The sequence below is a fragment of the Pseudomonas sp. PLMAX genome (assembly GCF_046042685.1).
Taxonomy (GTDB): domain Bacteria; phylum Pseudomonadota; class Gammaproteobacteria; order Pseudomonadales; family Pseudomonadaceae; genus Aquipseudomonas; species Aquipseudomonas putida_AE.
In genome coordinates, this window is the sequence record NZ_CP064949.1 from 829,289 (window position 1) to 849,832 (window position 20,544).

At 62.0% G+C, this 20,544-nt stretch carries 19 protein-coding genes; 6 read left to right on the forward strand and 13 right to left on the reverse strand.

Annotated features, from left to right (window positions below; genetic code table 11):
- The first annotated feature begins 31 nt into the window (after positions 1 to 31).
- Entirely contained in the window at positions 32 to 592 is a 561-nt protein-coding gene (locus tag DKB71_RS03705; protein ID WP_408599646.1) for a DUF4136 domain-containing protein, read from the forward strand.
- A 354-nt stretch (positions 593 to 946) separates the two neighbouring features.
- Here DKB71_RS03705 and DKB71_RS03710 read toward each other — a convergent pair whose 3' ends face one another.
- A complete protein-coding gene (locus DKB71_RS03710; protein WP_274078160.1) occupies positions 947 to 2,005 on the reverse strand; it encodes an IS110 family transposase in 1,059 nt (352 codons plus the stop codon).
- 244 nt (positions 2,006 to 2,249) lie between these two features.
- On the opposite strand from DKB71_RS03710, the gene DKB71_RS03715 reads away from it, so the two are divergent.
- On the forward strand, positions 2,250 to 4,217 hold the full coding sequence (locus tag DKB71_RS03715; RefSeq protein ID WP_408599647.1) for a pilus assembly protein TadG-related protein: 1,968 nt from the start codon (positions 2,250 to 2,252) through the stop codon (positions 4,215 to 4,217).
- Here the strand turns inward: DKB71_RS03715 and DKB71_RS03720 are convergent.
- Together DKB71_RS03720 and DKB71_RS03725 are read right to left on the reverse strand one after the other, a co-directional pair.
- A complete protein-coding gene (locus DKB71_RS03720) occupies positions 4,187 to 6,955 on the reverse strand; it encodes an ATP-binding protein (protein WP_408599648.1) in 2,769 nt (922 codons plus the stop codon). The genes DKB71_RS03715 and DKB71_RS03720 overlap by 31 nt on opposite strands.
- Positions 6,952 to 7,392 (reverse strand): TadE/TadG family type IV pilus assembly protein, encoded by a 441-nt coding sequence (locus DKB71_RS03725; RefSeq protein ID WP_408599649.1) that lies wholly within the window; start codon positions 7,390 to 7,392, stop codon positions 6,952 to 6,954. Before DKB71_RS03725 ends, DKB71_RS03720 begins: the two co-directional genes overlap by 4 nt.
- A 74-nt stretch (positions 7,393 to 7,466) precedes the next feature.
- On the opposite strand from DKB71_RS03725, the gene DKB71_RS03730 reads away from it, so the two are divergent.
- The gene (locus tag DKB71_RS03730; RefSeq protein WP_408599650.1) at positions 7,467 to 7,937 is read left to right on the forward strand and encodes a prepilin peptidase; all 471 of its coding nucleotides are present in this window, start codon (positions 7,467 to 7,469) and stop codon (positions 7,935 to 7,937) included.
- A 111-nt stretch (positions 7,938 to 8,048) separates the two neighbouring features.
- Complete coding sequence (locus tag DKB71_RS03735; RefSeq protein WP_408599651.1) at positions 8,049 to 8,831, forward strand: response regulator transcription factor; 783 nt, start codon at positions 8,049 to 8,051, stop codon at positions 8,829 to 8,831.
- A gap of 585 nt (positions 8,832 to 9,416) precedes the next feature.
- Here DKB71_RS03735 and DKB71_RS03740 read toward each other — a convergent pair.
- The 9 genes from DKB71_RS03740 to cpaB all read right to left on the reverse strand — a co-directional run bounded on the left by DKB71_RS03740 (position 9,417) and on the right by cpaB (position 18,511).
- The gene (locus DKB71_RS03740) at positions 9,417 to 10,475 is read right to left on the reverse strand and encodes an IS110 family transposase (protein WP_274078160.1); all 1,059 of its coding nucleotides are present in this window, start codon (positions 10,473 to 10,475) and stop codon (positions 9,417 to 9,419) included.
- Positions 10,476 to 11,052: 577 nt separating this feature from the next.
- Entirely contained in the window at positions 11,053 to 11,328 is a 276-nt protein-coding gene (locus tag DKB71_RS03745) for a DUF3613 domain-containing protein (protein ID WP_408599652.1), read from the reverse strand.
- An 11-nt stretch (positions 11,329 to 11,339) separates the two neighbouring features.
- A complete protein-coding gene (locus DKB71_RS03750; protein ID WP_408599653.1) occupies positions 11,340 to 12,026 on the reverse strand; it encodes a hypothetical protein in 687 nt (228 codons plus the stop codon).
- Between the two features lie 10 nt (positions 12,027 to 12,036).
- Positions 12,037 to 12,915, reverse strand: a complete 879-nt coding sequence (locus tag DKB71_RS03755) for a type II secretion system F family protein (protein WP_408599654.1) — start codon at positions 12,913 to 12,915, stop codon at positions 12,037 to 12,039.
- Positions 12,916 to 12,923: 8 nt separating this feature from the next.
- The gene (locus DKB71_RS03760) at positions 12,924 to 13,808 is read right to left on the reverse strand and encodes a type II secretion system F family protein (RefSeq protein WP_406592621.1); all 885 of its coding nucleotides are present in this window, start codon (positions 13,806 to 13,808) and stop codon (positions 12,924 to 12,926) included.
- A gap of 10 nt (positions 13,809 to 13,818) precedes the next feature.
- The gene (locus DKB71_RS03765; protein ID WP_274077778.1) at positions 13,819 to 15,099 is read right to left on the reverse strand and encodes a CpaF family protein; all 1,281 of its coding nucleotides are present in this window, start codon (positions 15,097 to 15,099) and stop codon (positions 13,819 to 13,821) included.
- Positions 15,096 to 16,283 (reverse strand): pilus assembly protein, encoded by a 1,188-nt coding sequence (locus DKB71_RS03770; protein ID WP_323629196.1) that lies wholly within the window; start codon positions 16,281 to 16,283, stop codon positions 15,096 to 15,098. Before DKB71_RS03770 ends, DKB71_RS03765 begins: the two co-directional genes overlap by 4 nt.
- Positions 16,280 to 17,542, reverse strand: a complete 1,263-nt coding sequence (locus DKB71_RS03775; protein WP_323607145.1) for a type II and III secretion system protein family protein — start codon at positions 17,540 to 17,542, stop codon at positions 16,280 to 16,282. The genes DKB71_RS03770 and DKB71_RS03775 overlap by 4 nt, the downstream gene beginning before the upstream one ends.
- A gap of 21 nt (positions 17,543 to 17,563) precedes the next feature.
- Positions 17,564 to 18,511, reverse strand: a complete 948-nt coding sequence (gene cpaB, locus DKB71_RS03780) for a Flp pilus assembly protein CpaB (protein WP_408599655.1) — start codon at positions 18,509 to 18,511, stop codon at positions 17,564 to 17,566.
- 337 nt (positions 18,512 to 18,848) lie between these two features.
- On the opposite strand from cpaB, the gene DKB71_RS03785 reads away from it, so the two are divergent.
- Entirely contained in the window at positions 18,849 to 19,082 is a 234-nt protein-coding gene (locus DKB71_RS03785; RefSeq protein ID WP_408599656.1) for a Flp family type IVb pilin, read from the forward strand.
- 70 nt (positions 19,083 to 19,152) lie between these two features.
- Positions 19,153 to 19,566: a response regulator gene (locus tag DKB71_RS03790; protein WP_274077773.1), complete on the forward strand. Its 414-nt coding sequence runs from the start codon at positions 19,153 to 19,155 to the stop codon at positions 19,564 to 19,566.
- 123 nt (positions 19,567 to 19,689) lie between these two features.
- Here DKB71_RS03790 and DKB71_RS03795 read toward each other — a convergent pair whose 3' ends face one another.
- A complete protein-coding gene (locus tag DKB71_RS03795) occupies positions 19,690 to 20,544 on the reverse strand; it encodes a MaoC family dehydratase (RefSeq protein WP_408599657.1) in 855 nt (284 codons plus the stop codon).

Below are 20,544 nucleotides of genomic sequence, written 5' to 3' on the forward strand. Positions count from 1 at the left end.
GCAGGTTCATGTCTTCTACCGGAGAATCATCATGTTCCGCCGTCTCGCTTTTCTGGCAGTGGCCGTATTGCTCAGTGCCTGCGCCGCCAATCAGGTCAATCATGACTTCGACGCCAGCCGCGATTTTGCCGCGTATCACAGCTGGAGCTGGAAAGAACCCGCGCTGCAATACCGTCCCGATGACCCCAGGATCAAGAGCGACCTGACCGAACAGCGCGTGCGCGAATCGGTAGTCGACCAGCTCGACCAACGTGGCCTGCGCCAGGCAGGCGCTGGCGCCAAGGGCGACTTGAGTGTGCAGACCTACCTGGTAGTCGAGGAACGCCAGCAACAGGTGACGACCAACTACGGCGGCGGTTGGGGTAACCCCTGGTACGGCTACTATGGCGCGCCGATGTACAACGAAACCCGCCTGGTGTCCTACAAGGTTGCGACGATCCAGATCGACCTGCTCGACGGCAAGGATGGCAAGCTGGTGTGGCGCGGCAGTGACGAGCAAATCCTCAGCCGCACCCCCAACCCGACGGACCGCAGCACTGCGATACACGAAACGGTCACGCGGATCCTGGCGAACTATCCCCCGCACCGATAAAACACCCTGTAAACATCCCCTGTAGGAGCTGGCTTGCCAGCGAAGAGGCCCTCAAGTTCTACGGTGTTCTGAAGGCCCTCATCGCTGGCAAGCCAGCTCCTATGTATGGACTCGCCCCCACTGTCTACCCGCTTTTAAAAAACCGTCGCCCCGTTGCATCTATGTATAAGGCCTATTCGTGGAAGCCGTCTTCGGCTTCTGGCCAAAATTGGAAAAGCTCGTGGTATGCCGATTACATTCAGGCCTCGAAGGCCAGTAGGAGCTTAGGCATCAATCCACGCCGGTCTTACCTGGGGTCAATTTTTTTCAGCAAAGGGTCGGACAGTTGGTACCTCGGTGGCAGAACTCTGTCGCTCAGTGGCTCATCGTTGCCTGCTGGCCATCTCCGGCGTGGCGACGATAAGTCTGGTCATTCTGTAGAAGCACCCAGACGATTCGCAGGTTGCGGTTGGCTAGCCTGATCGCAGCTTCCTTACGACCCAACCGGCTCATCCAGTGCAACAAGCGGCGGTCATCGGGTTGCTGGGAATCAGGTCGTAGTTGTTGCAGCACCGCGTGGGCTCCTTGGATCATCAGGCTGCGTAAATAAGCATCACCTCGCTTGGTCATGTCCCCCAGCCGGATCTTTTCCCCGCTGCTGTGCTGGTCAGGCACCATGCCAAAGTACGCGGCAAACTTGCGGGCATTGGGAAATCGCTCAGGCTTGGTTTCCTTGGCCACCAGGGCCGTGGCGGTGACTGGTCCGATGCCGCGCACAGTCATCAGTCGCTTCGCCGTCATGTCGGCGTTGGCGGCCACTTCCAGGCGTCCCGTCAGTACGCTGATGCGCTCGCCCAAATGGCGCCACTCGGCCAGCAGTTCGTCGATCAGTTCACGCAGCAGGGCCGGCACCGGCTGGGTAGCATCTTCCAGCACCCGCGGAATTTTCTGGCTGATCGCAACATCGCCTTGCGCCAAGGCGACACCGTGCTCGAGCAGCAGGCCGCGCATCTGATTACTGACGGCCGTGCGCCGACGCACATAGCCCTGACGGGCGCGATGCAACGCCTGCATGGCCAGCGCCGCGACGCTTTTGACCGGTACTGCGCAGATTTTTTCATCGCGACCAGCCCGCAGAATCGCCAACGCATCGTTGCGATCATTTTTTGGCCCGCTGCGATGTTTGGCCACCAAACCGGCTGGAAGAATTCGCGCCGAATTACCTTGGTCTTGCAGTTGCCGGGCCCAGGCTTGAGCACCCGGACCGGTCTCCATCAAAACCACAACATGAGGCGGCAACTTTTGGAGAAACTCATAGAACGCCTCGCGCGACTTGATCCGTTGCTCGAAGCGCACCTGGCCGAGAACATCTTCACCGGCGACCTGAAAAACCTGCTTGGCCAGATCGACCGCCAAGGTTGTGCAGGCCGACAAATCGGTAGAAGACAGGGATTGATCAATCGAACTATGCTTTTTCATGGACTCGCCCTCGCTGTCGTTGGCTGTTTAGACTGCCACCGTGGCGCATTGACGCCTCGGCTGGGGCGAGTCCATCCAATTACAGGGGATTTGTTGTTGCTGGGGGTGGCGAGTTGCCAGCAGTCGCGCCATCCCTTGTCTACACTGTCTTACACCCACGGAGGTCACGTTCGGCAGTACGCCGGCAAAGGAGTGCGTGATGTCGCCCCGCATCCAGTTTCGCGGCCCGGCCCGGCAAAGGGGGGCGATTGGCTTGATGGCGGCGGTGACGCTGGCGCTGGCGCTGGCATTCACGCTGCTGGTCATCGACAGCGGGCGGCTGTACCTGGAAAAACGCAACCTGCAGCGCATCGCCGACATGGCCGCCCTCGAAGCCGCCACACGGGGCGGTGATTGTTCCACCGGCGCAACCGCCACCAGCTACGCCACTGCCAGCGCCCAGCGCAACGGCTTCACCCTGCCCGGCGACGGGCGTGCACTGGCGGTCAGCTGCGGCGCGCTGTCCCTGGATGCCAACAGCCTTCGGGTGTTTGCCGTCGACCCTGCTAAAAGCGAAGCGATTCAGGTCATCGCCAGCCATGTCGTGCCGCAAAGTCTTGTCGGCGGCATCGGCGCACTGTTTGGCGGTGCAGCTGCGGGCTCGACCCTGACCCTGAAGGCCACAGCTGTCGCCGCGCTGCCGCCGCCTTTGGCCGCATTGACCATTCGCAGCACCGCCCTGGCATTCGATACCAGCAAGGCAGCCATCACCAGCTTGCTGTTCGGGGGCTTGCTGGGCGGCAACGTGACGATCAATGCCGCCGGCTGGAATGGCCTGGTCAATAGCAACATCAGCCTGCTCGGCTACCTCAATCGCCTGAAAATCGACCTCGGCCTGACCGCCGCAGGTTATGACCAGGTGCTGGCCAACAGCATCAACGCCAGCCAGTTGATCCAGGCCGCCATCAATGTTCTGGACCCCAACGGAACTCTGGCGGCGAGTGCCACGATCGTCAGCCTGAAGGCGTTGAAGGTGGCGGCCGGTACCACCAGCGTGGTGCTGGGCGATTTGCTGCACGTCGAAAGCGGCAGTGACATCTCGGCCCTGGCAGTGAACCTCAAAGCCTTCGACCTGATTGAAGGCGTCGTGCAGTTGGCCAACAAGCAAAACGGCCTGGTGGCGACCCTGCCGATCAACCTCGCGGGCCTGGCGCAGATCACCGCGCGGGTGCAGGTCATGCAGCCGCCGCAACTGTCGGCCGTGGGCAATCCGAAAAACGCCGCGCTGGCGCCGTTGGGGCCCAACCGCATCCATGTTCGAACGGCCCAGGTGAAGACATTGTTGTCGATCAACCTGCCGGTGCTGGACGCCATCACGCCCCTGGTCAATGCCGTACTGGACCTTGCGACGTCGCTGACCAGCTTCCTCCAGGACCTGTTGGGACTGCGTGTGGACAAGTTGCTGACCTGCGGCTTGGGCGCGCCGTGTGACACGCCTGAAACCAAGCTCCTGCCACCGCCGATACGACTCGATGTAGCCCTGGAGGCGGGCGGTGCCTGGAGTTATGTCACGGCCTACAGCTGCATCAGCGCGACCAACAAAAGCCTGACGACCAACACCACGACCACGCTGATCGGATTGAAAGTCGGGCAGATCGACCCGGCCGATGTGTTTGGCTCCGCTTTGGTCCCGCCGACCAATGACGTGAACCCGCTACAGCTCATCTATGTCGGCGTGCAGACCTGCCAGCGGCTGCTGTTTTTACCAGCGGTCTGCTACAACCACCGGCCCACCGGCGGCATCGGCATCCGGGTCAACACCTCGGTGGCGCAAAACCCCAACATGCTCCACGTGTATTCCGCGCCAGCCGCCGCCAACCTGCCGGAAATCAACCAGCCGCCGTTTTTCTTCGCCTATACCACCAACAACATCGTCAACAGCCTGGGCACCACGGTCAGCGACCTCGGGGTGAACATGTATGGGCCGTCGGGCAGCATCATCGGTGGCCTGGGCAGCCTTTTGAACGACGTCACCACCGCGCTGGGCAATGCGATCAACAGCGTGCTCAGCCCGCTGCTCGATACCCTCATCAACACCTTGCTGGCGAGCCTGGGCATCGACTTGAACAAGGTAGAAGTCGGCGCCAACCTCAGCTGTCACGCCGGTCGAGCGTCGCTGGTGATCTGATCGTCGGGCACGATCGGCAGCTCGATGCAAAACCGCGCGCCCTCGGTCGAGTTGCTGGCGCTGAGCGTTCCGCCCATGTTCTGCACGATGCCGTAGCTCACCGACAACCCCAGGCCGGTGCCAACGCCCACCGGCTTGGTGGTGAAGAAGGGTTCGAAGATCCGCTCCAGCAGACGCGGATCGATGCCGCCGCCGTTGTCTTCAACCCACAGGCGCACCGCGTGTTGATCGCGCTCGGCGTACAGCGCGATCCACGGCTTGAACTGCTGGTCGCTCTCACACTTGCCGAGCAGCGCGTCGCGGGCGTTGACCATCAGGTTGATCAACACCTGTTCAAGTTGATCGACATGCCCGCGCACCTGCACCGAAAACCCGCTTTCGCTGACCCGCAGTTCCACCCCTTTACCGCGCATTCCTTCGGCCAATAACGACAACGTGCCTTCGATGGCCTGGGCCGGGTTGAACGGGTGCTGCTCGATCTCCGAGCGCCGGCCGAACACGCGCATATGGTCCACCACCCGCGCCGCGCGCTGGACCTGAGTGTCGATGCGGTTGAGTTTGTCGGTCAGGTAATCGATCTGCAGATTGCCATTGTCCAGGCGCTTGAGCACATTGACGATCGCCATGCGCATCACGTTCAGCGGCTGGTTGATTTCATGGGCCAGGCCGGTGGCCATCTCGCCCAGCGTGGCCATCTTCGCGCTTTGGGTCAGTTGTTGCTGGGCGCGTCGAACCTCGGTGTTGTCGCGGCCCACGGCCTGGATTTCCAGCAGGCGACCTTCCTCGTCGAACACCCCGCGATCCGACCAGACCCACCAGGCGTGTTCGCGGCCGGGCAACTGCAGGTTGATTTCCGCCGTGCTCACCGGGAACTCCGGGCTCAATTGGCTCAGGCGCTGGAGGAAGGACTCGCGCTGCTGCGCCGACATCCAGCTGCCCAGGTTCACTCCCGGCAAGCCCTCGGGCGAACATTCCAGATAGGTCGCCAGCGGCCGGTTGCCGAAGGTCAGGGTCAGGTCCGGGCGGTAGCGGCAGATCATCGCCGGCGAGTCCTCTACCAACATCCGGTAACGCTCCTCGCTCTGTTTGACGTGCTCGGCTGCCAGCGTCGCTTCGGTGACGTCCAGCCACAGGCCGACGGCCTCCACCGGCAGACCCAGGTCATCGCGCAGCAACCGGGCTTCGTCGAGCAACCAGTGGTAATCGCCACGACTGTCGCGCAGGCGATAGCGTGCCCGTGCCGAACCTTCGCGCAGCAGCAGGCGGGTGCGTTCGAAATAGCGCTCGCGATCCTCGGGGTGAACACGTTCGATCAACGCCGCACCGGCACACTCGGCGAGCGTCCAGCCCAGCAACGGTTGCAGGCTGTCGCTGAAGAAGGTCGGTTGCAGCGCGCCTTCGACATAACGCTGCACATAAATTACCGCGGGCGAACTGGCAATCAGATTGTCCAGTCGCGCATGGGCGGCGGCGGCCAGTTGCTCCTGGTTCTTGATGTCGCTGATGTCGAGCATGAATCCTACCAGGCGCTGCTGGCTGCCCACGCCCAGGGCCTGGCCCTGCAAGCGATACCAGGTCGCCGGGGCGTTGCCGTCGGCGCGGTGCAGGCGTACGCACAACAGCAGTGGCGTGCTTTCGTGCTGCAAATCCTGCAGGCGGCTGCGCAACTCTTCGCGGTCGGCGGGGTGCACTTGCGCGAGCCAGTCCTGCAGCGGCAAACGCTCTTGCTGAAGATTCAGGGCGCGGGTCAGCGAGGGAGCCAATTGCACCTCGGCGCTGTCGCTGAAGACTTCCCACCAGCCGGTGCCGAGCAAGGCCTGCAACGCCTCCAGGCGCTCCAGCTGCAGATGGTGGCGATGTTCGCGCAAGCGTTCCAGCAAGGGGCCGGCGAGGGCGGCGGCGAACTGCAACCAGTCACGCTCGCTGACATCCGGGGCCTGCTGCTGGACCGGGTAACAGCCGCAGAGCAACCAGGCCACCACGCCTTGGGCATCGTGATAGGGCACGGCGAAACCCTCCGTGCTGGCAAAGATGCCTTGCAGGCGCGGATGTTCGCCCAGGTTCAGGTGATGCGGCGTGGAGCCGTTCAAGCTATCGAGACCGGTGCCCAGGCGCTGACCGGTGCGCCACAGGCTGGGCGTATCGAAGCCGGCGTAGTGCTGGTGAATCTGCCAACCCTGCTCTTGCTCATCGAGCAACGCCAGGGCGATACAGGGAATGTGAAAGCGTTGGGCCAGTGCCTGTAATTGGTCGATCAACACCTCGGGCAGGCGCGTCAGGCTGCACAGGCGCAACTGCTCGCCGATCTGTGCCGCGAGCAACTGGCACTGCTCGCGCAGGCGCGCTTGCCGGCGTTCCAGCAGCAAGTCGCCGATGTCCAGCAACTGCAGCAGCCAGGCGTCCGCCATCGGCTGCACCCAGCCACGCAGGTGCAGGGGCGGGCCGTTGAGGCTGTAGAAATCCAGGTCCAGGAGCTGGCCCTGCCAATCGGCGGGAGCGCCCTCGATGGCGAGGCTGCAATGGGGCAAGAGAAAATCCAGCAGGTGCGGCAGCTGTGCCGTGGGGACCTGCTGGGCTAGCTGATGCCGCAACGGGCCGGTCAGGAGCAGCACGCGTCCTTGGGCATTGAGCTGCATTTGCAGACCGACGCCGAGCACACTCAAGGGCTCCGGGATTTCCTGGGGCGCGGGCGGATGGCGATTGAGCAGACGCCCGAAGAGTTTGTCCCCGGCACTCAAAACTGCAGACTCGAACTGGCGGTGAGCGTCACCGGTAAACTCGGCACGGAGCCAATCCCCGGCAGGCTCAGAAACGGAATCACCGCGTTCAACTTTTGCGAGGGATAGTGGATGACGACCTTCAACACGCCACCTGTGTAAGTGGTGGTCGTGTCAGTGGCGACATCGAAATTCAGCCCGGCGGGAATCCAGGCCAACTGACGGGTCAGTTCCAGCTTGACGATGTTTTTCAGCGCAGCCTCGTAACCTGGCGTGTTCGGGTCCAGCGCCACGCTACGACGCACGGCTTCGGCCGTCGACTGGTTGAACGACTGCATCAGCAGCAGCGGCAGGCTGTAAGCGACGATGGCGTAGAACACCGCGAAAAAAATCACGAACACCAAGGCAAATTCAATCGCGACGGCACCTTTTTGCTTACGTGGGAGGCTGCTTTTCATGAGTGCGTCTACCCTGACAACTCGAGGTAATGTCAGCATAGAATCATTCAGCCAAAACGGACGTTTTTTACCGGATGCAGAGCTTTGTACTACTGATCTGGCTGACGCTATGCGCAGCGCAGGATGCCCGGGAACGGCACATCGCCAATCGCCTGACCCTGGGCGTCGGGGCGCTGGCTTTGGCGTATCTGTTATGGAGCGGCACCACCTGGATCGGCGCGCCGGCCGAGCAGGGCGGCTGGGCTGCGCTGCTGGCATTGGCGTTTACTTTGCCCGGCTATGCGATGCGCCGACTGGGCGCCGGGGACGTCAAACTCATGACCGCCCTGGGGCTGGCGACCGATGGTCGGCATGTGTTGGGGGTATTGATCGGCGCGGGTCTCGCCAGTGTGTGTTGGTGGCTGCTGGCGCCAAGAGTCTGGCTTCATATCGGTCAAGGGCTTAGAGGTCACCTGGTTTACCTGGAGCCTGGTCTGTCAAAGAAACAACCCTTTGCCCCCTTCCTCCTGGTGGGTCTGATGCTGACATTGGCCTGGTTCGGCTAGTCATCCGTTTTTGTACAGCGGCCAAAGAGCGACTACTTTCATTCAGAGGTTGTACAGCCTCAGGCTGTCGATAAAGGGACGGTCAGTCCTTGGCCTTGCAGGGAGTTGCACGTGAACAAGCGTACTTCGGCAGTAAAAGTCCTTGTGGTCGACGATCAGCCCCAGATCGTTGCAGAACTTTGCGAATTTCTTGAGAACAGCGGCTACCGTTGCGTTGCCTGCGAATCCAGCCATCAGGCGATCGAACGTTTCAACCAGGACACGGAAATCGGCCTGGTGCTCTGCGATTTGCATATGCCTGGCCTGGACGGCATCCAGATGGTCCAGGAGCTGCAACAGCTGTCCGGCAAGCACCGTGCTTTCGAGGCGATCATGCTCACCGGGCAGGCGGGCAAGCAGGATGTGATCAAGGCACTGCGCGCCGGCTTTGCCGATTACTACCAGAAGCCGATTGATCTGAATGAATTGCTCGAAGGCGTGCAACGCCAGGAAGTGGTACTGCAGGAGCGGCACAAGGCGTTGCAGTTGGGGCATCTGAATCAGAAGCTGCAATACCTGTCCGAGTCGCTGGATGATTTGTACCAGGACCTCGACCGGGTCAGGCGCACACCGTCTGCACCGGGTGCGGATGACGGCGCTGTCAGCGATGCCGGACGGGCCGAGATTCCGGCGATTTTCAATCAACTGTCGCCACGTCAGTTGGATGTGGCGCGCCTGGTGGGCAAGGGGCAGACCAACTACCAGATTGCCTGCGAGTTGGGCATTACCGAGAACACGGTGAAGTTGTACGTGTCGCAGGTGCTGCGGTTGACCCATATGCACAACCGCACGCAACTGGCGTTGGCGTTGACGCCGAGTAACTCGGGCGGGCGCCATCGGTTGACTGCGAACTGATCACCGCACCTGAATCTGTCGGATGTACTCGCCCTACTTGTAGGAGCCGGCTTGCTGGCGATGGCGTCGGTGAGGTTGGCGCTCGGCTTGAGGGCCGATCGCTGGCAAGCCAGCTCCTACAGGTTTGGCGGTGATCTCGATTATTTGTAGGAGCCGGCTTGCTGGCGATGGCGTCGGTGAGGTTGGCGCTCGGCTTGAGGGCCGATCGCTGGCAAGCCAGCTCCTACAGGTTCGGCGGTGATCTCGATTATTTGTAGGAGCCGGCTTGCTGGCGATGGCGTCGGTGAGGTTGGCGCTCGGCTTGAGGGCCGATCGCTGGCAAGCCAGCTCCTATGTATGGACTCGCCCCCACTGTCTACCCGCTTTTAAAAAACCGTCGCCCCGTTGCATCTATGTATAAGGCCTATTCGTGGAAGCCGTCTTCGGCTTCTGGCCAAAATTGGAAAAGCTCGTGGTATGCCGATTACATTCAGGCCTCGAAGGCCAGTAGGAGCTTAGGCATCAATCCACGCCGGTCTTACCTGGGGTCAATTTTTTTCAGCAAAGGGTCGGACAGTTGGTACCTCGGTGGCAGAACTCTGTCGCTCAGTGGCTCATCGTTGCCTGCTGGCCATCTCCGGCGTGGCGACGATAAGTCTGGTCATTCTGTAGAAGCACCCAGACGATTCGCAGGTTGCGGTTGGCTAGCCTGATCGCAGCTTCCTTACGACCCAACCGGCTCATCCAGTGCAACAAGCGGCGGTCATCGGGTTGCTGGGAATCAGGTCGTAGTTGTTGCAGCACCGCGTGGGCTCCTTGGATCATCAGGCTGCGTAAATAAGCATCACCTCGCTTGGTCATGTCCCCCAGCCGGATCTTTTCCCCGCTGCTGTGCTGGTCAGGCACCATGCCAAAGTACGCGGCAAACTTGCGGGCATTGGGAAATCGCTCAGGCTTGGTTTCCTTGGCCACCAGGGCCGTGGCGGTGACTGGTCCGATGCCGCGCACAGTCATCAGTCGCTTCGCCGTCATGTCGGCGTTGGCGGCCACTTCCAGGCGTCCCGTCAGTACGCTGATGCGCTCGCCCAAATGGCGCCACTCGGCCAGCAGTTCGTCGATCAGTTCACGCAGCAGGGCCGGCACCGGCTGGGTAGCATCTTCCAGCACCCGCGGAATTTTCTGGCTGATCGCAACATCGCCTTGCGCCAAGGCGACACCGTGCTCGAGCAGCAGGCCGCGCATCTGATTACTGACGGCCGTGCGCCGACGCACATAGCCCTGACGGGCGCGATGCAACGCCTGCATGGCCAGCGCCGCGACGCTTTTGACCGGTACTGCGCAGATTTTTTCATCGCGACCAGCCCGCAGAATCGCCAACGCATCGTTGCGATCATTTTTTGGCCCGCTGCGATGTTTGGCCACCAAACCGGCTGGAAGAATTCGCGCCGAATTACCTTGGTCTTGCAGTTGCCGGGCCCAGGCTTGAGCACCCGGACCGGTCTCCATCAAAACCACAACATGAGGCGGCAACTTTTGGAGAAACTCATAGAACGCCTCGCGCGACTTGATCCGTTGCTCGAAGCGCACCTGGCCGAGAACATCTTCACCGGCGACCTGAAAAACCTGCTTGGCCAGATCGACCGCCAAGGTTGTGCAGGCCGACAAATCGGTAGAAGACAGGGATTGATCAATCGAACTATGCTTTTTCATGGACTCGCCCTCGCTGTCGTTGGCTGTTTAGACTGCCACCGTGGCGCATTGACGCCTCGGCTGGGGCGAGTCCATCCAATTACAGGTTTGGCGGTGATCTCGATTATTTGTAGGAGCCGGCTTGCTGGCGATGGCGTCGGTGAGGTCGGCGCTCGGCTTGAGGGCCAATCGCTGGCAAGCCAGCTCCTACAGGTTTGGCGGTGATCTCGATTATTTGTAGGAGCCGGCTTGCTGGCGATGGCGTCGGTGAGGTTGGCGCTCGGCTTGAGTGCCGATCGCTGGCAAGCCAGCTCCTACAGGTTCGTTGGTGGTTCTCGATTATTTGTAGGAGCCGGCTTGCTGGCGATGGCGTCGGTGAGGTCGGCGCTCGGCTTGAGGGCCAATCGCTGGCAAGCCAGCTCCTACAGGTTTGGCGGTGATCTCGATTATTTGTAGGAGCCGGCTTGCTGGCGATGGCGTCGGTGAGGTTGGCGCTCGGCTTGAGGGCCGATCGCTGGCAAGCCAGCTCCTACAGGGGCGATGGTGGCGCCACTTATTCCTGCGAGCCGCTACTCACTTTTCCTCCCACATCCTGGTCAAAGAACTGCGGGATCTCATGCTGGTAACTTTTCAGCCAGCGCTGCATCGCCAGTTCGCGTTCGGTGGTGCTGGCGGTTTGCGGTTTTGTGGAGGCGGCTGCGTTGCTGCTTTGCAGTTGCAGCCAGCCTTCGGTTTCCTGTTGTTGTGGCGAGGCGGGGCCGGCGTCGATGGCGTGGGCGGCAAGGGGCAGGGCCAGCACGCCGAGGCAGGAAAGGGTGGTCGATTTCATCGGGGGGCTCCTTACTGAACGGCGGCGACGGTCGGACCGGACCTGCCGGGGGACTTGAGTTTCTCCGCGCGGGCCTGGGCCTGGGTGACTTGTACCGGTTTCAGGCCAAGGCGGCTGACCAGTTCGGCGGCGCGGTTCCAATCGTCCTGGTAGATCAACAGGGTCACCAGGTTCACCGCAGCCAATTGATCGCTCTGCTTGAGCTCGATGGCCGTGAGGAATTCGAATTTGGCGTCTTCGATGCGCAATTGATTGAGGTACACCACGCCCAGGTCGTTGCGGATTTTTTCGTCGGTGGGCGCCAGGCGTGCGGCCCGTTGCAGGTGTGCCTGGGCCAGGCCATGGTCACCCCGGGCGGCGGCGAGTTGGCCCAGACCGTGTTCGGCTTCGGCGGCCATGCAGCCGCCGAGCAGGCTGCGGTACAGCGGCTCGGCTTCACTGCGATCCAGCAGTCGATATACCTTGGCCTTGCGCAGGCGCACATCGGCGAAATTGTCCGGCAGGCTCTGCAGGTTGGCGAGGCTGGCGTGCAGCTTGCCGTCATTGGCCATGTCATCGGCCAGGTTCAGTGACAGCTGTTGTTCGGCGTTTAATTTGGCGCAACTGGCGGTGCCGGTCATGGCACTCCAGGGTGCCGGTCCGTTGCTCGCGCAACCCCCCAGCATCAGCAGACTCAAACCGGCAATCAATGCTTTCATCACGATTCCCCTAGGAAGCAAAAGCCCGGGCGAGGGCGGTGAAGCCCGGGCCGGCCAGTACGATCAACAACGCCGGGAAGAGGAACAACATCATCACGACGGACATTTTCGCGGACATCTTGGAGATGTATTCCTGCAGGCGTGACAGACGCTTGTCATCGAGCAACAGCTTGAGCGCCAGCAGGGATTTCATCGCACCGCCGCCCTGATGGATCAGCTGTTGCAGGATCACGCAGGTGTCAGTGAATTCGTCGACCGCCAGCAAGCGAGTGGCCTTGTTCAGTTCTTCGCCCAGCTCCAGGCCCGAGTCGACGCGTGCCAGCACCAGGCGCAGTTCGTGGGTCAGCGTGGGCATCAGCAGCTTGCCTTCATTGCTCAACACGCGCAGCGATTGCTCCACGGCCATGCCCGATTCGAACAGGATGCGCAGCAACGGAATGAAGGTGGAAATCTCGACCGCCAGTTTCTTTTGCCGATGGTGCGCGGCGGCGGCCAGCAGGCGCTTGGGCAGCAGATAACCGATGCCCAGGGCGAACGCCGGGACCAGCCACGGGCGAGTGACCTCGGGGAAGAACAGGCCCTGCACCAGCGCACTGAACGCCAGCGCCAGTACCGGGACACCCACCTGGAAGGCGGCGAACAAAGCCCGTTGCCGCGCGGTACGCCAGCCCAGGCAATTGAGCAGCGTCTGGGTTTCGTTGTCGAGCTTGACCGACTGCTGGCCGACACGGCTGCTGCCCAGCGCGTGCAGCCATTGGTTGAAGCGGTTTTTGCTCGGCGCTTTGCCGTCCAGGCGCTGCACCACCTGGCGGGCACGCCGACGCATTTGCACAATGACGCCGACAAACAAAGCCGATGCCAGCAGGAACAGCAGCGAGCTCAGCAGCATGGACAGGTTCATAGGCTACGCAACATCCGCCACAGCGCCACGCAGCCGAACACCTGGAGGGCAAGCGCGCCCACCAGCATCGTTTGCCCCGAGCTGTCGTTCCACATGCCCATCAGGTACTTCGGATTGGACACCAGGATGTAGCCGGCGAGTGCCACCGGCATCAGCGCCAGGACCACCGCCGTGACCCGGGTTTCGCCCGTCATGGCGCTTAACTGGCGAGCCGCCTGTTCACGTTCGCGGATGATCTTGATCAGGTTCTCCAACAGTTCACTGGCGTTGCCGCCGTAGCGGTGGTTGACCTTCAATCCCAGGGCAAACAGGCGCAGTTCGTCCTTGTCGTAGAGCTCGGCGAAGTCCGAGGCGGCGTCCGGCAGGCTGATGCCCATGTGCACCTGGCGCTGCACGCGCCCCAAGGCATTTTTCAGCGGGTCTTCGGCGGCATCGATGGCGCCCAGCACCGCGTCGGCCAGGGTGCGCCCGGATTTCAGGCTGCGCACGCTGTGATCGAGCAGCGCTGGCAATTGTTCGATCATGCGCTTGAGCCGGCGCTGGTAACGCCAGTCGACATACAGGCGCAGCAGCAGGGGCGGCACCAGTAACAGGGCGAACAAACCCGGCCAGCCGCCAGCGATGAAACCGAGCAGGACACTCAAGCCCCACAGCGTCAGCCACACACCCAGACGTTCAGTGGGTCGCCCGAGGCCGGCGCGCAAAAAGGCGCGATCCAGCCCCGTCCAGGATGTTTTCTGCACCACCCGCTCCGGTTGCCCCTGGCTCAGGCGCTCCAGCACGCGGCGAGTACCGGGTTCGCGCAAACCGCGGCTGAGCAAGCGCAACGACAGCCCCAGCAACGCCAGGCAAACGAGGATGAGCAGCAGCGGTTTGAGCATGCCGTGACCTTCAATATACCGAGGGAGAGAGCGCCGATTCGCGGCGCAGTTTGTCACCGGCGGGGTTGAGGGCTTCGCGCATGAAACCGAAGCCGCTGCGGCGATCGAGGCGAAACAGCGTATTGGTGACGTACACGTCTTCGCGGATGCCGATCACCTCGACCACTTCGCTGACGCAGCGCCGGCCATCGGGCATGCGCGTCAACTGGATCACCACGTCCAGCGCCGCGCAGATCATCTGGCGCAAAGTCCTTTCGGCAATGCTGCGGCCGGTCAGGCCGACCAGGGTTTCCAGGCGCAACAAGGCATCCTGCGCGTTGTTGGCGTGCACGGTGCTCATGGAACCGTCGTGACCGGTGTTCATGGCGGTCAGTACGTCGACCACTTCGACGCCACGGATTTCGCCGAGGATGATCCGGTCCGGGCGCATGCGCAGGGCGTTGCGAATCAGGTCGCTGGCTTTCACCTCGCCATGGCCTTCGGCATTCGGCGGCCGGGTTTCCAGGCGCACCACGTGGGGGTGGCCCAGTTGCAGTTCGGCGACGTCTTCGATGGTCACCAGGCGTTGGTGGGGATCGATCAGCTGGCTGAGGATGTTCAGCAGCGTGGTCTTGCCGGTGCCGGTGCCGCCGCTGATGAGGATGTTGCAGCGCTTGCCCACGGCGTCCTGAAGAAATTCGTAGATCGCCTGGTCGATGGTCTGCATGGCCATCAGGTCGGTGCTGTTGAGCATGTCCTGGCGGAATTTTCGAATCGACAGGCAGGGGCCGTCGAGCGCGATCGGGGGAATGATCGCGTTGACCCGGCTGCCGTCCGGCAGGCGCGCGTCGACCATCGGCGAGGACTCATCGAGCCGCCGGCCCAAGGGCGCGAGGATGCGCTGGATGACGCGCTCGACATGGTGCGCATCGATGAATCGCAGGTCGCTCAGGTGCAGGACACCATCGCGCTCGATGAACACGCGGTGCGGGCCGTTGACCAGGATTTCGGTCACTGCCGAATCCCGCAGCAGCACTTCCAGCGGCCCGAAACCTGTGAGCTCGTCGACGATCTCCTCGGCCAGGCGCTCCATCTCGTAGCGCGAAATCGCCAAGTGCAGGCGCGCGATGTATTCGGCCACCTTGTCGATGACGAACTGCGCCAGCACCTGGCGCGAGCCTTCGAGCAGGTTTTTCCCGGACTCCTCGATGGCATCGATGATGTAGCGGTGCAGCACCAGTTTCAGGCCTTCGTGGTCGGTATTGCCGGCCACCCCGCGGTGTGTCGCGCCGAACAGTTTTTCGCCGCTCATGGCGTACCTCTCAAACGGCTGAACCAGGACTTGGGTTTGGCCAGGCTTTCGGAGCGCTTGGCCAGGCGTTCGCCGAGGTTGCGCAGGCTTTGGGTGAGCACTTCCCGCGGGGCCAGTTCGAACAGGGTCACGCCCTGGTTCTTGGCGTTCAAGCGCACTTCGGGGCTGTAGGCGAGCGTGGCGATGACCTCCATGCCGAAGCTTTTGCCCAAGGCCTCGGAGTCCGGCGCGACGCTGCGCAGGTAGCGATCCACCAGCAGTTTGGCGTGGTCGAGCTTCATGCCTTTTTCGCGCCACAGGTTCAGTACCGCCAGGTTGCGGCGGCAGTCGAGCACGTTCTGGTCGGTGTACCACAGCAGCTTGTCGCAATGGCTGACAAAGGTGCGCAGGGCTTCGCTGTCGGGCTGGCCGGTGACATTTACAACGATGTGCTGGAAGTGTTGGCGCAGGGCGCTGAGCAGCATGTACAACTCGGCGGCGCTGGTGTGTTCCAGCGGTTCATCGTGGGTCGCGTAGGCGAGTATCCGCACCCCGGCTTCGCAACGGGTGAAGGCGCTGTCGATAAGGGTTGCGTCGAGGCGGCGCAAGTTGCGCAGCGCATCACCGAAATGAAACGAACTCTCCAGGCCGAGCAGGGCCAGGCTGTCACCGCGCGGCAGGCCGAGGTCGAGCAGCAGCGTTTGCTGACCGCTTTTTTGCACCACTTGCGCCATGTGGTTGGCCAGCAGCGCGCCGTCGGCGTTGCTCTGCACGCCGTACAGCACGGTCAGGCCGCCCAGGTGAGTGTTCGGCACTACAGGCGGCAGGCGTTTACTCTGGCGCCGCACCAGCCCGGCGACTTCACTGGAGCGCGATCCATACGCCACGAAATCCCGGGCCCCGGCGCGCATGGCGTTGAGCACCAACTGGTTGTCCATGCCGTCGCCCAGCGCAACGATTGCCAACCGCGGCTTGGCTTCCAGGGCGCCTTCGATCAGGGCGCACTGGGCCACCACGTGTTCACGGTCCAGACCCACGAACACCAGGCTGGCCAGGGTCACGTCCACCAGCGCCAACAGTTCGTCGAGGCTGCCGCCACCGGCACTGACCACCTGGCCCAAGGGGGCGAGAGCGCCTTGCAGCCATTCCAGGTCCGTGCTGTTGCGCGTGATCGCCAGGAAGGTCTGACTCAGGTTCTGGCTCATTGCGATAGCCCGCTGCGTTTATCGAAGTCGCCGTTTTCGAGGAAGTACATGCGATACCAGTTGGGGTCGTAATTGCGCAGTTTTTCACCCGGCAGCGACGGCAGTTGCGCATTGGCCGCCAGCGGCTGCACCAGGTGTGGCGTGACGATCATCAGCAACTCGCGTTCTTCGCGATTGATCGAAGAGCTGCGAAAGAACGCGCCGAGAATCGGGATATCGCCCAGCCCCGGAAACTTGTCCACCTGCGAGGTGTTTTGCGTGCTGATCAGGCCGCTGATGACGAAGCTTTCGCCATCGGCCAGGGAGATGCTGGTATCGGTGCGGCGAATGGTGAACGCCGGCACGGTGGTGCCGCCGATGGTCACGGCGTTGTTGTAATCCAGTTCGCTGACCTCGGGAGCAACCTTGAGGGCGATCTGGTCGTTGCTGACCACCGTCGGCGTGAGCGTCAGGCGGATGCCGAATTCCTTGTATTCGATGGAGTAGCTGTTGCTGTTGGCGCTGGGGATCGGGATCGGGATTTCACCGCCCGCCAGGAAGCTTGCGCTTTGTCCGCTGATCGCCACCAGGCTCGGGCGTGCCAGGGTGTAGGCAAAGCCACTGCTTTCCATGGCGTTGATGATGGCCAGGAAGTTGCCGCCGCCGGCGACGATGTTGAACATGTCGTTGGCCAACGGAATGCTCGGCACGGCAATCCGCGGATCAAGGTTGCGCAACGGAAACACCCGCGGCGTCACCGCCGTGTTGGGGACGGTACCGGGGGAACCGAACAGGAAATTCGAGTTTTTGCCGTAGATCGAGGTACTGGCTTCCTTGAGCTTGGTGCGACTGACTTCGACGAAGCGGATGTCGGTCTGCACTTGCGATGGCAGCAACCCATCATCGGACGGTGACTGCCTGGCACTGGTCATGGCCGCCGTCGCGCGGCCCTGAACGAATACCATGCTTTGCCGCGGTGCACTGGCACAGGCGGTCCAGACCATCAGGCTGGTGGCGCCGGCGCCCATGCCGGTGAGCAGGAACGCCTGGTTGCCATTGACTCGCACGTCGGCGATCTTCGGGTCGCCCACCGCGATCCGGGTGATCGCCACCGGCGATTGCACTTCCTGTTGCAGGCCTTCGCCCACTTCCAGTACCGCTGGCAGCGGGCCCAGCGCTGCGCAACTGCCGGTAGCTGCCAGTGCTGCCGTTACCGGCATGCCGCTGAGCAAGGTGGCGCAGATCAAGCCGTTGAACAACGGCATAATACGTCTGTGCATTAAAGCGGTTCCTTGCACGATTCAGGGGGTCTTTTGCGTTTCGTTGCCGCGGATGACTTCCACACCGGAGCGGCGCGGTGCGCCTGCGCTACTGGCGATTACAGGTTTGGGCGGTGCGGTCATGGCCAGTTGGTTGAACTGGATCAGGTCGCGATTGGCATTGGCGAGATTGGTCGCAGAATCCCGTTCCCCGGCCCAGTAGCGCGCCAGGCGTTTTTCCTCGGCGCTGCGCACGGCCAGGCGCAACACGCCGGCCTGGGTGGCGAGCATCAGGCGGCTCAACAGGGGTTCGGGGACGGCGAGCAGCACGGTGCGGGCGCTGGCGCGTTGTTGCTCCTGGCGGAGTTTTTCATCGTTGCCCTGGGCCGGGCTGGCAGGATGGCCGTCGTTGGTCAGGCCCAATTGCTCGCCCACCCCCAATACGCGCAAGGCCGGGATCGCGAGTTGGGCTGAGGGCTGAAGGTTGAGGTTGTCCGAGCGCAAGAACAGCAGCACATCGACATAGTCTCCCGGCGTCAATTGCCCGCCGGCATTGATCACTTCATCCACGGCAACAGCGAGTGCGCGCTCGTCGGGACGGATCATCCGCGCCAGCTTGCCGCCGGCTTCAAAACTTTCGTCGTTGAGCCAGCTGCCGGCGGGCAGGGCGCGCCAGGGCGTACGGCCAATGGCTTGATCGAGACGGGTCAGGCTGCCGGCCGGAACGGTGCGTAGTTTTTCCAAGGCAATGTCGGCGGCGGTGATCTGCACGAACGGTGGGATGTCATGCAACAACACCACGATCGGTTGGCGGGTATCTGCTTCTGGCTGGGGGACCGATGCTGGAGTGGCGGATGCCGCAGGGGCGATCTCGGTTTGCGCAACAGGGGCGGCGGCCGGCTGACGGGTCAAGGTAAAGCCCCAGTAACCGGCGATGACGGCGCCCGCCAGGGACAGTCCGGCCAAGCCTAGGATGACACGACTGTTCATGACGGCGCTTCCTTTCCTGGTGCATCTTTCCTGCTGCTCAAAGAACTCGTTTGCGCAACGAGACAACTTCGCAATCAGGCAGCTATGAACATGGAACTATTTGGCTATTTGAAGGTAGCGCAGCTAGAGCAAAACGCCATTACCCAAGGTGCAAAAATCCAACAAAAGTTAATGGTACAGAGCAAATACAGGGTTTTTTGACGTCAACGAAACGGTTAATACTTTGGTGTTAATGCGTTCTTACAGTTGTTTGGCGGGGAAATGCCGACAATGCTGATGCTGGCACAGGGGAATCATGTTGCGTCCGTGCAACACCCGCAGCCCTCAGGAGAACGTCATGTCTTTCGCCAAGCTGGTTCAGAAGGTCAAATCCGAAGTCGATTTTTACAAAGGGCTGGCCAAGGATACCGAGGGAGCTTCGGGTATCGAGTACGCCATCGTCGCCGCCATGGTTGCGGTGGTGATTGCCGGGCTCAGTGGCGGCATGGGCACGACGATCACCACGATCTTTGGAAAAATCACCGGTGCAATGGTGGGCGCCCCCACCGGTGGTGGCGGTGGTGGTGCTTAAGGCGGCTGTCACTTGCTAATGCACAAGGCGGGTTCTAATGTCAGCGCTTAGTCTATTCCAGGTGTTGCCCATGAACGCCCCCGCCCTGCCGCGCCAACAACTGCTTCTGGTCGATGACGAGGAGGATGCGTTGCTTGAGTTGGCGGAGTTGCTGGAGGGCGAGGGGTTCAATTGTTTCACCGCGACGTCGGTCAAGCTGGCGCTGCAGCATCTGACACGCCATCCGGATATCGCTCTGGTCATTACCGACCTGCGCATGCCGGAGGAGAGTGGCATGTCGTTGATCAAGCGCTTGCGCGAGCACACGGCGCGCCAGCATTTGCCGGTGATCGTGATGTCCGGGCATGCGGACATGGAAAGTGTCAGCGACATGTTGCGTTTGCAGGTGCTGGACCTGTTTCGCAAGCCGATCTATCACGTGCGCTTGCTGGAGACCCTGAATAACCTGTTCCCGCAGCCGTTGGGGGAGTTGGCCAATCGTTGAAGCAGGTGAGGGCCTTGTAGGAGCCCGGCTTGCCGGCGAAGGCACCCGAAAGACTGACGCAAGGTTCAAAGACGCCTTCGCCGGCAAGCCGGCTCCTACAAGGTGTATGTCATCCGATTCGCGTCAGGCGATGGGCCGCCAATGGCCCACCATGTGCTCCAGATCACCAGCCCCTATCAATTGCAAATCCCCACTGGAGCCCGCAGCGCTGGCCAGCAATGTCACCTCGCTGGGCAGGCGCACCGGCTTCTTGAATTGCACCGCAATCTCGATGTTCGCCGCCGGCAGATGCTCTGCAAGCGCGGCCAGGGTGCGGGCCTTGTTCCATAGGCCATGGGCAATCGCCGTTGGAAAGCCAAACATTTTGGCGCTCAGCGCACTCAAGTGAATCGGGTTGTAGTCGCCGGAGACCTTGGCGTATCGCCGGCCAATGTCTGTGGGCACGTTCCATTGGGCGACTTGCGTCAGGGGCAGCGTCGGGGCCAACTCCTCTTCGACGGGCTCGCCCTCAAGCTTCACCCCTCGGCACAGCATCTGGCTTTGCGCCTCCCAGAGCGGTCCCAGTTGATCATCCAGCGTCGTCACCAGATCGAAGGTCGCCCCCTTCGCATGGGGTTGCAGGTTCTCCACGCACACGCTGGCCCGCACCCGATGGACCCCACCCATGGGGCGCAGCACGCGGATGCGGTTGCTCAGGTGAATCAGCCCCAGCAGCGGGAACGGAAAGTCCCGGGAGGTGAGCAATTGCATCTGCAAAGCGAATGCGAGGATATGCGGATAGGTAGGTGGCAGCAGGCCGTTGTCGGCGAAGCCGCAGACTTTGCGATAGGCCGCCAGGCGCTGCGGGTCGACATCGAGCCAGCAGCGCAGACCCGAATGGGGCAGGGTGGTGCCGGTGATCTTGCGCCGCGTTGCCGCATGCACATAGAGCCCCGACAGGCTGGGTTCGCGATTGAGTGTGTGCCAGTCGATGATCAT